Origin of the sequence: Pedobacter psychrotolerans (assembly GCF_004340665.1) — a bacterium.
Classification (GTDB): domain Bacteria; phylum Bacteroidota; class Bacteroidia; order Sphingobacteriales; family Sphingobacteriaceae; genus Pedobacter; species Pedobacter psychrotolerans.
Window position 1 is genome coordinate 808,750 of record NZ_SLWO01000001.1, and the last position, 12,678, is coordinate 821,427.

General features: G+C 37.2%; 12 protein-coding genes. 5 read left to right on the top strand and 7 right to left on the bottom strand.

The window, feature by feature from the left end; translation table 11 throughout:
* Window positions 1–116: 116 nt before the first annotated feature.
* The 3 genes from clpB to pyrE form a co-directional block, all read right to left on the bottom strand.
* Window positions 117–2,717 (bottom strand): ATP-dependent chaperone ClpB, encoded by a 2,601-nt coding sequence (gene clpB, locus EV200_RS03500; protein ID WP_132529409.1) that lies wholly within the window; start codon window positions 2,715–2,717, stop codon window positions 117–119.
* 286 nt (window positions 2,718–3,003) lie between these two features.
* A complete protein-coding gene (locus tag EV200_RS03505; RefSeq protein WP_132529410.1) occupies window positions 3,004–3,402 on the bottom strand; it encodes an SRPBCC family protein in 399 nt (132 codons plus the stop codon).
* A 43-nt stretch (window positions 3,403–3,445) separates the two neighbouring features.
* Complete coding sequence (gene pyrE, locus EV200_RS03510; protein WP_132529411.1) at window positions 3,446–4,096, bottom strand: orotate phosphoribosyltransferase; 651 nt, start codon at window positions 4,094–4,096, stop codon at window positions 3,446–3,448.
* Between pyrE and EV200_RS03515 the strand changes: the two genes are divergently transcribed.
* Window positions 4,095–4,706 carry an NUDIX domain-containing protein gene (locus EV200_RS03515; protein WP_132529412.1) on the top strand — a complete coding sequence of 204 codons (612 nt, stop codon included), beginning with the start codon at window positions 4,095–4,097 and terminating at the stop codon, window positions 4,704–4,706. The genes pyrE and EV200_RS03515 overlap by 2 nt on opposite strands.
* Window positions 4,707–5,038: 332 nt before the next feature.
* Here EV200_RS03515 and coaD read toward each other — a convergent pair whose 3' ends face one another.
* From coaD to EV200_RS03530, 3 genes are all read right to left on the bottom strand, one after another.
* Window positions 5,039–5,500, bottom strand: a complete 462-nt coding sequence (coaD, locus tag EV200_RS03520; protein WP_132529519.1) for a pantetheine-phosphate adenylyltransferase — start codon at window positions 5,498–5,500, stop codon at window positions 5,039–5,041.
* Window positions 5,501–5,655: 155 nt separating this feature from the next.
* Window positions 5,656–6,192, bottom strand: coding sequence for a 16S rRNA (guanine(966)-N(2))-methyltransferase RsmD (gene rsmD, locus EV200_RS03525; protein ID WP_132529413.1), 537 nt, complete (start codon window positions 6,190–6,192; stop codon window positions 5,656–5,658).
* Window positions 6,183–6,989, bottom strand: a complete 807-nt coding sequence (locus EV200_RS03530) for a DUF3822 family protein (protein ID WP_132529414.1) — start codon at window positions 6,987–6,989, stop codon at window positions 6,183–6,185. Before EV200_RS03530 ends, rsmD begins: the two co-directional genes overlap by 10 nt.
* 268 nt (window positions 6,990–7,257) lie before the next feature.
* Between EV200_RS03530 and EV200_RS03535 the strand changes: the two genes are divergently transcribed.
* From EV200_RS03535 to EV200_RS03545, 3 genes are all read left to right on the top strand, one after another.
* A complete protein-coding gene (locus tag EV200_RS03535; protein WP_132529415.1) occupies window positions 7,258–8,397 on the top strand; it encodes a putative sensor domain DACNV-containing protein in 1,140 nt (379 codons plus the stop codon).
* A gap of 258 nt (window positions 8,398–8,655) precedes the next feature.
* A complete protein-coding gene (locus tag EV200_RS03540; protein WP_132529416.1) occupies window positions 8,656–10,089 on the top strand; it encodes an ATP-dependent DNA helicase in 1,434 nt (477 codons plus the stop codon).
* A 216-nt stretch (window positions 10,090–10,305) separates the two neighbouring features.
* Window positions 10,306–10,971, top strand: a complete 666-nt coding sequence (locus EV200_RS03545; RefSeq protein ID WP_132529417.1) for an MCP four helix bundle domain-containing protein — start codon at window positions 10,306–10,308, stop codon at window positions 10,969–10,971.
* 95 nt (window positions 10,972–11,066) lie between these two features.
* On the opposite strand, the gene EV200_RS03550 is transcribed toward EV200_RS03545, so the two are convergent.
* Window positions 11,067–11,912 (bottom strand): CvfB family protein, encoded by an 846-nt coding sequence (locus tag EV200_RS03550; protein ID WP_132529418.1) that lies wholly within the window; start codon window positions 11,910–11,912, stop codon window positions 11,067–11,069.
* 113 nt (window positions 11,913–12,025) lie between these two features.
* Between EV200_RS03550 and EV200_RS03555 the strand changes: the two genes are divergently transcribed.
* Window positions 12,026–12,625, top strand: coding sequence for an LURP-one-related/scramblase family protein (locus EV200_RS03555; protein WP_132529419.1), 600 nt, complete (start codon window positions 12,026–12,028; stop codon window positions 12,623–12,625).
* The last annotated feature ends 53 nt before the right edge of the window (window positions 12,626–12,678 follow it).

Genomic DNA, 12,678 nt, shown 5'->3' on the forward strand with positions numbered 1-12,678 from the left:
CTTTAAGCGTTTAGATTAGAATAGCCAGCATTAAGCTTAATCAAAAATAAATAATGTCAAAAGGGTCTGTCCATAAATTATGGACAGACCCTTTAACACAACATAAACCTAACTTATTAATCCTCTTTCTGATTCAGAAACACAAAGTTATGATCGAACATATCTAACTTAATTTTGCTGTCCTTGTCTATTTTACCTGCTAATATCTCTTTCGACAACTCATTTAAGATTCTTTTCTGAATAACTCGTTTAAGTGGTCTTGCACCGAATTGTGGATCGTAACCCAGCTGTGCCAGCCAATCCAGGGCCTCATCACTGGCTTCCATCTCAATTCCCATCTCGGCCAGCGTTTGTTTTACCTGTCTGAATTGTAAGGCAACAATATTTCTGATCTCACTACGGTTCAGCGGTGTGAACATAATCAATTCATCAATACGGTTTAAAAACTCCGGACGAATGGTTTGTTTCAATACTTCAAACAATTCGTTTTTCGTTTTTGCAATTACTTCATCACGGTTCTCATCACTTAAATCTTTAAAATTATCTTGAATTAAGTGTGCACCAATGTTTGAGGTCATGATGATGATCGTATTTTTAAAATTAACCGTCCTGCCTTTGTTATCCGTTAAGCGGCCATCATCCAAAACCTGAAGCAAGATGTTGAATACATCAGGATGTGCTTTTTCAATCTCATCCAATAGTACTACCGAATAAGGTTTGCGTCTTACAGCTTCGGTAAGCTGACCACCTTCATCATAACCCACATATCCTGGAGGCGCTCCAATTAGGCGAGAAACGGCATGGCGTTCCTGATATTCACTCATATCAATTCTGGTCATTGCATTTTCATCATTAAATAAAAATTCTGCTAATGCTTTAGCCAGCTCAGTTTTACCCACACCTGTAGTTCCTAAGAAAATGAATGAGCCAATCGGTTTACGCTTATCCTGTAAGCCGGCACGTGAGCGACGGATCGCATCAGAAATCGCCTCAATGGCTTCATCTTGTCCGGCAACACGCTGATGTAACTCATCTTCTAAATGAAGCAGTTTCTCACGCTCGCTAGCAATTAATTTAGTAACCGGAATACCAGTCCAACGACCAACCACACCTGCAATGTCATCAGCAGTAACTTCTTCTTTAAGCATTCTGCTGTCTGTTTGCTGGCTTTCGAGATCTGCCTTTAATTTCTCCACCTGATCCTGAGCTTCTTTTATTTTTCCATAACGGATCTCAGCAACCTTTCCATAATCTCCGGCACGTTCAGCCTGCTCGGCCTCTAATTTATAATGCTCAATTTGTTCCAGCTGATTATTTACCGCATCAACAAGGTCTTTTTCACCTTGCCATTTTGCTTTAAATTCATCACGCTCTGCCGATAGGTTGGCAATCTCTTCGGATAACTCCTGTACTTTACGGTCATCTTTTTCCCTTTTGATGGCTTCACGCTCAATTTCCAGACGCATGATTTCCCGATCTAAGGCATCTACATTTTCTGGAACACTATCCATTTCCATTCGTAGTTTAGAGGCTGCCTCATCCATTAAATCGATGGCTTTATCTGGCAAGAAACGATCTGCAATATAACGTTGACTCATTTCTACCGCTGCAATAATGGCTTCGTCTTTGATCCGTACTTTATGATGTGTTTCATAACGCTCCTTCAATCCACGAAGGATAGAAATGGCATCCTGCGTATCTGGCTCTTCTACCATTACCTTTTGGAAACGGCGTTCAAGTGCTTTATCTTTCTCTAAATATTTTTGATACTCATCTAAAGTGGTCGCACCAATGGCTCTTAATTCGCCTCGGGCTAAAGCAGGTTTTAAGATATTGGCCGCATCCATCGCACCTTCACCACCTCCGGCACCAACCAGCGTGTGGATCTCATCAATAAAGAGCACAATGTCTCCATCGCTTTGCGAAACTTCTTTAACAACTGCTTTCAAACGCTCCTCAAATTCGCCTTTATATTTTGCGCCGGCAATTAAAGCACCCATATCCAAAGAGAAAACGGTTTTGCTTTTTAAGTTTTCAGGTACATCACCTTTAATAATTCTAAAGGCAATCCCTTCGGCGATAGCAGTTTTACCTACACCTGGTTCTCCAATTAAAATAGGGTTGTTCTTCGTTCTGCGGGATAAAATCTGAATGACCCGACGAATTTCTTCGTCACGACCAATTACGGGATCCAGCTTTCCACTTTCCGCATATTCATTTAAGTTGCGGGCATATTTGCTGAGGGCCTGATAAGTGGCTTCTGCATTCTGATCAGTTACCCTGTTATCTCCACGCAAAGAAACAATCGCTTTTTTAAGGTCTTTTTCGTTTACACCTTGTTCCTTTAAAAGTTTTGCAGTGCTATCATTTACGGCTAAAATCCCTAATAAAAGGTGTTCCACCGATACAAATTCATCTTTAAATTCCTTTAAAAATGTTTGTGCTTTTTGTAAAACGCTGTTGGTATTAGATGACAGGTAAACGTTACTACCGCTTACTTTTGGAAACTTGGCGATTTCAGTTTCTAAATTCTGATTCAGGGAATTCAGATTTACGTTTAATTTCTTTAATACGTAAGAAACTACATTTTCATCAACAGTAAGCAGACCTTTAAGAAGATGTGCTGTTTCAATAGCTTGTTGCTGATTGCCTTGGGCTATTTCAGAAGCCTGTTGAATCGCTTCCTGGGCTTTTATAGTGAAATTGTTGAAGTTCATACTTTCCTTTTGATCAAAACAGATGCCATGTCTATTTAGATTTCTGAATCGGAAATTTTGTCGCTTTATTATTTAATTTTATGACTAAAATTCTGATTTATAGCATTTTATGCTGAATTTTTGTCGTGTTTATTCCTAAACCTCATTGTAAAACCAGTGAGACTTTTTAAAATGCCGATCTGTTTAACCAACATTAATGAAAATTTCATGCATAAAAAAAGCGAAGAAAAAATCCTCGCTATATGTTAATGCAACTGCTGAATAAAAATTCAGCACGATCAATTAATTATCCTAAAATATCTTTTAATCGCTCTGTTTGATGATCAACTAATTTTTGTAGTGGGCCAGAAGCCAACATTTTCATCATCATATTTAAATCTGCAGTAATGATGTGTTTTGCAGTTGTTGTTCCGTCGCCATTATCCGTTACCGTCCATTTTAATTCAACTTCAAAAGGTGCTTTTTCAGTAGGGATAGCTGTTAATTCTTGATTTTCTACGCGATTGGAAATTTTAATAGCCAGTTTGGCCATATTCTGAATGGTAAAACGTGCCTCATCTTCTGTTGATTCCCAGTTGTAAATATTCTCAGGCATCAATCTTTGATGGTTATTCATATTAGAGAGAAAAGCATAAACCTCGGCAACAGGTTTGTTTACATCTACAGTGCTTTCAATAATTGTCATTGTGTTTTTTTAAGGTTATTTTATATTTGGTTGGTGGAAATTCTTAACTTAATGTTTGTCCCCATTCAGACGGATTTAAGCGCCACTTGCTTAACAATTCCATATCGCTTTTTGCAATAATGCTGTGCTCTGCAGCATAATCAATTAATGCGGCATAGTTAGATAGGGTAAGATAGCGGCATTTTGCAGCTGTAAAGTTTTCATCTGCTTTTTCAAATCCATAGGTGAAGATTGCAGCTAAGCCGGCAACTGATAAACCAGCTGATCTCAATGCTTCAACAGCTTGTAAACTGCTTTTTCCGGTAGAGATTAAATCTTCAATGACCACTACGCGTTGTCCATCTACAACTTCACCTTCTATTAAACTTCCGGTTCCATGCTCCTTTGCTTTCGCTCTTACATAAATAAAGGGAAGACCAAGCTCCTGTGCAACCAATACGCCTTGTGGAATACCGGCAGTAGCAACACCTGCAATAACATCAACGGATCCAAACTCTTCCTGTATAGCTTGAGCTAGTTTCTGACGGATGTATGTTCTAACCTGAGGATGGGAAAGGGTAATGCGGTTATCGCAATAAATCGGCGACTTCCAACCAGATGCCCAGGTAAAAGGATTATTAGGTTGTAATTTAATTGCCTTTATTTGTAATAAAAATTCCGCTACCTTTAATTCAATATCACTTTTATTATACATGGCCCAAAATTACAGAATTTATATTAACGATAACACTTTGTTTATATCAGATGTTTTACCAGATCAGAAGGAAAAGATTCAACAACTTGAATTTCAAGATTTTGATTTGCAAACATTTTATAAAAAATTAAAGAATGGCTCAAAGAAAAGTTACTTGTTTTTAACTAAAAATCCGGAGGATACATTTAAAAAGCTCAAAAAGAATTGTGAGATCATTAAGGCCGCTGGTGGTTTGGTAGAGAGTGCTAATGGAAATTTCTTATTTATTTTCAGAAATAAAAAGTGGGATTTACCAAAAGGAAAGCTAGAATTAGGCGAAAGCATGAAGGAAGCAGCCGTTAGGGAAGTGGAAGAGGAATGTGGGATTAAAATATTTAAACGCGAGGAAAAGCTTTGCAAAACGTACCATGTTTACCCAAATGGATCTAAAATGGTCATTAAAAAAACAAACTGGTATAAGATGAAGGTTAAAGGGGAGCCAAAGTTAATTCCACAAAAGGAGGAGGGTATTGATGAAGCCGTTTGGCTGGATAAAAATCATCTGGCTCCTGTGGTTAAAAATACTTTTCCGTCGATTATGGATGTAATGAGGGCCGGAGGAATACTGTAATGATATTTTTTAAGGCGATCGATAACAGCATCCTTTTTTAAGGAGGTATGTCCGCAGAGTGGGATGAATTGTCCTGCAGAGTTTAGTCCAGTACCTTTTTATATAGATCCTGAAACAAGTTCAGGAAGACGATCCCTCGAACGGAATCGTAATTGCGAGGAGGTACGACAAAGCAATCTGTTTCACAAAAATCCGCGCTGCAGATTGCTTCGCAATGACGGTCTTTTTAAGTAGAATCCTCAACCCACTCGTCATGCTGAATTTTAGTTCAGCATCTTTTTTGATAAGATCTTTAGATAAGTTCAGGAAGACGATTCTAAGTAAAGAAAAGCCTACAAAAAGCCTAAAGCTTCTTTCGGTACAAAAGGGCTTACATCACCCTGGTTTCTTAAAATATCACGAACAATAGTCGAGCTGATGGCTGAATATTCTGGTTTGCTCAGAAGTAAAATAGTTTCTACCTCTGGCATCATAGTTTGATTAATCTGAGCAATGGCTCTTTCATATTCAAAATCTGATGCTGAACGAATACCACGAACCATATAAGTGGCATTGATTTTTCTGCAAAAATCAACAGTTAATCCCTGATAGGTTTGTATTTCGATATTTTTATAATCTGCGAAGACAGTTTCTAAAATTTGTAACCGTTGTTCGGCGGTGAGAAAATTTTGCTTGGAGCTGTTTAATCCGATTCCGATTACTATTTTATCAAAGAGGGGAGTGGCACGTTGCAGAATGTTTACGTGTGCAATGGTAATCGGATCAAATGAACCAGGAAATAGCGCTATTTTCATCATTCAAATATAGATTTTTAAGCGGAAAGGTGAAATCTTTTAAGCTTAATTAAGTGCTACTTACAAAGATTTCTCCACTGCGGTCGAAATGACGACTGTTTATTTATAATTTAAAACTTGGTGCGCTCTGCGAAAACCCTTAGTGGCCTCAGCGGTTAAACATATTCAAAAAAACTAAAAGATGAGTTTCCGTATTTTCGCGTTTCGGTATACCCGGGCTGGCTATTGAGTTTCATGTTACTTTGATGCTCAACCACTAATAATCCGTCAGGCTTAAGCAATTGCTGTTCTTGTACCAGAATAGGAAGTTGTGGAATATTTGGCATATTATAAGGTGGATCAGCAAAAATTAAATCGTAAGCACCTGTCATTTGCTTCAGTATTTTAAAAACATCACCCTTACGCACTTCCACCTGATTAAATTCATATTTCTGTGCAGCGCTTTTTACCCAATTCACACAACCGTAGTCCATATCTACCGCTAAAATTTTTTCTGCATTTCGGGATGCAAATTCAAAAGTCAGGTTTCCTGTTCCGCAGAATAAATCAAGCACGGTGCAGGTATCAAAATCAAATCTGTTATTTAAAATATTAAAAAGTGCCTCTTTGGCCATATCCGTAGTGGGGCGGACAGGTAGATTTGCAGGTGGCTGCAAACGGATACCTTTCAGTTTACCTCCAATTATTCGCATAAACTTAGAGCAAGTAAGCCGCTAAAATAGTGTTTAGGCATATCGGCCAGCAATTCACAATTTTGTTTTTCAGCAGGAAGGAAGAAGTATAGGTTATTAAAATATTTTAGCAGTGTATTGTAATAGTCATCATCTTCATTAATAATCCCCTGAAGATATACTGGCACAGATTCAGTGAGGCCCAACTGTTCCATGATTAATAATAGGAAATAATTAAATTCTTCGGCAGTTTCCGCTGAATAATGATTCTGGAAATTGATTTTCTTATCCTTTGCAAATAAAACATTAAATGAAGATGCTGTAAAGTCGATTAATAAAGCATCACCAGACAATTGTCTAAACAAAGCAAGCAAAGGTGAAGAATGTGGATAAACAACAGCGTTTTCTGGAAGTTCTTGTTCTATCTTTTCTTCAAAAGAGAAAACAGTATTAAAACCAAGATGCTCATGGTGTTTGCTGTAAATCTTTCCATCAGAACTTAAAAAATTGGTATAAATAGATAAATCATCAGCATTAAACCATTCATTAGGAATAAAGACAAAATTTGAGGTATGTATGGCAGCTTTTACAGATTCATACGATTGAGATAAATAACGATCTGCTTTAAAAGCATCCTTTAAAACATGTGGCAAATCTTCACAACCTTGCTGATCAAATATTACCTTAACTTGCTTGGAGTCCTGATCAACCACTGCATATGAAAAACTATCGTTTGTTATTTTTAATAATAACTGATAGTTTACTGATGCATCAGCTTTAAAATCCGGGTCTACCAATAATAGGCTGTTATTCCTCATTATCGCAAAAATAGTGTTTTTTAAAGATTAACTACAAAGTGCAGAGCGTTTTTTCACGAAGTGCTAACAGTTGAGCGGAACGAACGACAACCGTTAATTATTTAATTTATGAAATGCTCCTCATTAATTGAAAATGATACTTCAATTTTACCCCTTACATTTACTTTTATTACTTAGTATTCATCGTCTAAAAAAAGCAAGAAATCTTTTGACCAAAATCAAACTTTCATTTATTAGAAATTTCAAATATTCGGCTTAAATTCGGAACATGAGTTATACGTCTACTTATAAAGCCGCGAATACGGTTGCTGCTAAAATTGAGCAACATTTTATTCGCTTGCATCAAAATGCCGCATCGCAGGGAGAGGTTGATCTGGCTTCTCAGCCTGACAGGAAAACAATAGAGGCATTGATAGACGTGGCTTTTTGGAGCAGCCTGCGGAAAGAAGAAGGACACTCACCTCGTATATCCGTTGCTTTTTTACCGCCTTCTCAAACTTCAAAACCTTTAAAATTTGCAAAACCATTACCATTAAACGCCAATACACTTACTAAAATAGCACCGGGTATAGAACGCTCTGGTATTCACTTAGGGGTATGGGAAGAGAATGGTGAGTTATACATCTGGGGTACAACCTTAAATATTCCCAACTTTTGTTTCGTAGTGGATGTTTCTGAACCCGGATTAATTGTAATTAAACACCGTCGGATTTATGGCATTGGAAAATATACCAATGTGGCGGTTTTAAAGGGGGAACAAATCAGAATTGTGGATGATACTTCCTGTACAAATCGTGATTGTCCGCCGATTTTAAAAGCTTTATTGGATTTAACTGTATTGGCCAGTTGGAATGATCCGATTAACATCCTGATCCAGTTTTCGGTTTCCATGCGTGGGCACGGGCGTGGTGGTGCTTTATTGATTGTGCCAAAAGAAAATACCAAATGGAAAGATTCAATCATTCAACCTATTCAATACTTAATTGAACCTCCTTTCTGTGGCCTGTCAAATTTGGCTAAACAAAGCGGTAACCAGACTGAAATTTTCTCACAGGGTGCGTTAAGGCGAGAAGTAGAACATTTAGCAGGCTTAACCGCTGTTGATGGCGCCACCATTATTAATGATCAATTTGATCTAATTGCTTTTGGCGCTAAAATCGGTCGTGCAAAAGGTAAACCTACAGTAGAGCAAATTGCCTTTTCTGAGCCTATCGTTGGTGGAGAAGATAAACTGCTGTATCCAGGTCAGCTTGGTGGTACAAGACATTTTTCGGTGGCTCAGTTTGTGAATGATCAACCCGATGCCATTGGATTGGTAGCATCGCAGGATGGTCATTTTACGATTTTTAGCTGGAGCAAACAGCAGAAAATGGTCATGGCACACCGGATTGAAACATTATTATTGTAAAATAAATTGCTTAATTGTTGGATGGTTTTAGTGTTGGAAGGACTCACTGGAAATTTAAATCGTTTATGTATTTTGTAAGGGTTAACATTAAAAAGAGCTAGTATCTTTGCCTTTTAAACCGTATTGTAGTGGCATACCCCGTTTTATGGGGGATATAGCTGAAAGACGGACCATAGAACCCGATCAGCACAATTGCTTTCTAAATCATTAAAGCAAGCGCTTTTCAAAACAATTTACCAATAAAACGATTCAACAATAATGTACCTAGATAAAAGTCAACTCATTGCACAAGCTTATGAACACGTACCCACTAAAGAGCAATTGCTTTTTTGCGAACGGATGTCGAAGTTTCTGCAGGAAGAAGATGAATATCGTTGCTTCGTTTTAAAAGGCTATGCCGGTACCGGTAAAACCACATCGGTTGCGGCTTTGGTAAAGGTGCTGGCTAAATTTAATTTAAAAAGTGAATTGCTGGCACCAACAGGTCGTGCGGCAAAGGTAATGAGCCAGTATTCTTCACGAAAGGCTTTAACCATTCATAAACGAATTTATCGGAAACGCTCGGCGGCATCGCCGGAAATGCAGTTTCAGATTGCTCCAAACCTTTCCGAAAATACCCTCTTTATTATTGATGAGGCATCCATGATTGCCGATGAATTTAATGAAACAGGTTCTTCTATTTTGAGGGATTTGTTAGAATTTGTCTATAACACTAAAAATTGTTTATTGCTTTTTGTTGGTGACACAGCACAATTGCCACCGGTGGGAAGTTTAGACAGCCCAGCCTTAAATGAACAGTATTTAAAGGATAAATTTGCATTAACCATCACTGGAGTAGAATTAAAAGAAGTTGTAAGACAGGGAAAGAAATCGGGTATTTTGGCCAATGCGACCATGCTGCGGAACCAAATTTCAAAAAATCCCAAAAATCCCCTTCCAAAATTTCTTACTAAAAATTACACGGATATTTACAATATGGCGGGTGCCAGGCTGGTAGAGGGATTGGAATATGCCTACCGCAAGTTTGGAATGGAGAATACGCTGGTGGTTTGCCGATCTAACAAATCTGCAAATATTTACAACCAGCAAATCCGGGCGAGGTTGTTATACCGAGAAGAGGAGTTAACAGGTGGCGATCAGATTATGGTGGTTCGCAATAACTATTTTTGGCTCCCGGAAAACGAGGAAACGGCTTTTATCGCCAATGGAGATATGGCTAAAGTGATCCGGGTGAGGGGAGAGGAAGAACGCTATGGTTTCCGATTTGCCGATGCCACCTTAGAATTTATGGATTTTCAGGCAGCAGGACAAATTAGCTGTAAAGTGATGCTGGATACCTTAAATATCGAATCAGCAAACTTGCCTTACGAGCAAAATAAAAAGCTTTTTGATGGTTTAAATGAAGATTATGGGCACATTGCAAATAAGCGGCAGCGCATGCTAGCGATTAAAGCTGATCCTTTTTACAATGCCCTGCAAATTAAATTTGCTTATGCGGTAACTTGTCATAAAGCACAAGGTGGTCAATGGGATGCGATTTTTGCCGACCAAGGCTACCTGACTGAAGATATGATTGATCTTGATTTTCTACGCTGGTTGTATACGGCTGTAACGCGGGCTAAGAAGGAGTTATATCTTGTTAATTTTGCGCCTCAACTTTTCGCAAAAACCGCGCAGGAGGATTATTTTTAAAAAGATAAACTTTCTCACGGAAACATGGAATTTATTTAGTGACAAAGCCTAAAGTAATTTTAGCCTCAGATTAGCAGATTAAAATTTACCAGATAAGAAATGTAAGAGATAAAGGCTAAAATATTATGATATGTTTTAGGTAGTTTAAATATTACCGCAATATCTGTGGCCAAACCATCCTAAATCCTTAACTTGAATAGTTAATCAAAATACACTATGAAATTCGCTTTTAGCCTCAAAAATAAGTTGAAGATTGCTTTTTTGCTCTTTTGCATCATGTGCTGCACGCTGTTAATCCGGTTTTTAGAAGATAAAAGTGTAGCAAAGATTAATGAATCATTTATCTCTATGTACAATGATCGGTTGGTTCCGGCGACTGATTTGTATTTCATTGCGGAAAATCTATATCAAAAAAATATGATTTTTAACGATGCGTTGATCAACAATTCTTTGCCATTAGCTGGTAAGGCAGAAATTGATCAGTATAACTTCAAAATTGATTCTGTTATCAAAAAATACGAACTAACCTTATTGGTTAAGCAGGAAGAGGTATTTCTGAACGATCTAAAAAAGGCTTTAAGTAAGCAACAGCAACTGGAATTAAAAGTATTAAAAATGACTGAAGAAGATGGACTCAGAATTTATCAGTCTGTAGGAAAAAATGTATCCAACCAAACACTCGTAAAACTTTCTGCGCTGATTAAAATTCAATCAAATGTTGGCAATGACTTAATTAAGGATTCAAAAATCTTCGTCTCCGGAACTAAAATATATTCTACTTTGCAAGGAATATTGGCTGTTCTTATCGGAGTGATGATTGTTTCGATTATTTCTGCTTCCAATATGGTTAAAATTCAAAACGAGAAGTTCAATTTGAATTAAGGTTAGCCACAGATTATTATCTCAATTCGTCATGCTGAATTTGAATTCATTTCAGCATCTATCTAATATTCATAATCTGCGGCAAAATCTGCTTATTATTCTGCCTCTTCATCAGTTAATAACCGAATCGAATCATCAGAAAGTACGATTAAACGTTCTTTATAAAGGGAACCAATAGTCTTTTTAAAGGCACTTTTGCTGATTTGGAACTGATGGTAAATTTCTTCCGGGGAGCTTTTATCACCAAGTTCAATTACGCCACCATTCTTTTTCAACGCATTTAATATGACGTCTTTTGAATCTAAAATATGGCCATAACCACTGGGTTGTAAAGTCAAATCTATTTTACCTTCTACACGAATTTTTTTGATCCAGCCTTTACGATGATCTCCAATTTGAATGTTATCAAAAACTTCGTTATGATAAAGTAAACCAATATAAGTATTATTGATGATGGCGTTAAAGCCTAAATCTGTTTCTTCTGTAATTAATAAACTCACTTCGTCACCTTCTTCGAAATCGAAGTTTTCATCTTCAACAAAATCATAAAGTTTAGATGAAGCCAGTAAGCGATCGCTATTTTCATCCAGATAAACATACACTACATATTTATAGCCTTTTTGCATTGGCCTTTTCTGTTCTTTTGTAGGTACGTAAACATCTTTATCAATGCCCAAATCCATAAAAATACCATCGTCACCATCAGAAACAACTTTTAAGAAAGCAAAATCACCCACTTCAGCATAAGCTTTTTGAGTAGTTCCGGTTAAGCGACCGTCTTTTTGGATGTAAACAAAAACGTTGGCATTATCACCAATTTCCAGTCCTTTGGTAACATATTGGTAGGGTAAAAGAACCAGCTTATCACCATCAGTTAAGTTTAAACCAGCTTCAGTTTTGCTTAATACTCTTAATTCGTTATATTTTCCTATTTCAATCATAATGGGTTAACCATTTTCTTCAATGGTTTGCGCAAAGATAGTAATCTTTAAAAGCAACAGCCGATTTTAATTTTTTTATATAATTTAGCCGATTATCTAAAAATAGCTACCATATGAATAAGCAGATTCCTACATTTTTTTTAAGCGACGTATATTTTATTGATGAAAAAGTGAACTTCCTAAAGTTTGCGAATGAGTATAAAGTTTATAATGATCAGGGTAACCAGATCGGTATCATCAAACAACGTATCAGCGGTTGGCAAAAGGCACTAAGTTTGTTGGTTGATAAAAGAATGATGCCTTTTAAATTAGAGATTACTGATGTGAACGACCAGTTACAGGCAACTATTACCAGGGGATGGACATTTTGGATGTCGAAAATTATCGTAACTGATCCAATGGGTGTTGAAGTGGGCATTATCAAGCAAAAGTTCAAACTATTTAAACCAACATTTACGATATCAAATCCTGTTTCAGGAGAAGAGATTGCTAAAATAACCGGCGATTGGAAAGCATGGAATTTCAATATTACCAATAAAGCAGGTGCGGAAGTAGGTAAAATCAGTAAGAAATGGGCAGGCGCATTAAAAGAGGTTTTTACCACAGCCGATAAATACAATGTTTCAATAGATCCAAGCTATGCAGAAAGCGATCAGAAAGTAGCCATAGTAGCTACAGCGATTACCATTGATATGGTTCTAAAAGAAAGCTAACAAATTTTGAGAAGTGAATGATTAATGGTGGAATTAAGATTTTCTTAAGCATG

Coding starts and splice junctions, on each gene's coding strand:
- clpB (WP_132529409.1), bottom strand. CDS start 2,717: ATGAACTTCAACAATTTCACTATAAAAGCCCAGGAAGCGATTCAACAG.
- EV200_RS03505 (WP_132529410.1), bottom strand. CDS start 3,402: ATGACAATTATTGAAAGCACTGTAGATGTAAACAAACCTGTTGCCGAG.
- EV200_RS03515 (WP_132529412.1), top strand. CDS start 4,095: ATGGCCCAAAATTACAGAATTTATATTAACGATAACACTTTGTTTATA.
- pyrE (WP_132529411.1), bottom strand. CDS start 4,096: ATGTATAATAAAAGTGATATTGAATTAAAGGTAGCGGAATTTTTATTA.
- coaD (WP_132529519.1), bottom strand. CDS start 5,500: ATGAAAATAGCGCTATTTCCTGGTTCATTTGATCCGATTACCATTGCA.
- rsmD (WP_132529413.1), bottom strand. CDS start 6,192: ATGCGAATAATTGGAGGTAAACTGAAAGGTATCCGTTTGCAGCCACCT.
- EV200_RS03530 (WP_132529414.1), bottom strand. CDS start 6,989: ATGAGGAATAACAGCCTATTATTGGTAGACCCGGATTTTAAAGCTGAT.
- EV200_RS03535 (WP_132529415.1), top strand. CDS start 7,258: ATGAGTTATACGTCTACTTATAAAGCCGCGAATACGGTTGCTGCTAAA.
- EV200_RS03540 (WP_132529416.1), top strand. CDS start 8,656: ATGTACCTAGATAAAAGTCAACTCATTGCACAAGCTTATGAACACGTA.
- EV200_RS03545 (WP_132529417.1), top strand. CDS start 10,306: ATGAAATTCGCTTTTAGCCTCAAAAATAAGTTGAAGATTGCTTTTTTG.
- EV200_RS03550 (WP_132529418.1), bottom strand. CDS start 11,912: ATGATTGAAATAGGAAAATATAACGAATTAAGAGTATTAAGCAAAACT.
- EV200_RS03555 (WP_132529419.1), top strand. CDS start 12,026: ATGAATAAGCAGATTCCTACATTTTTTTTAAGCGACGTATATTTTATT.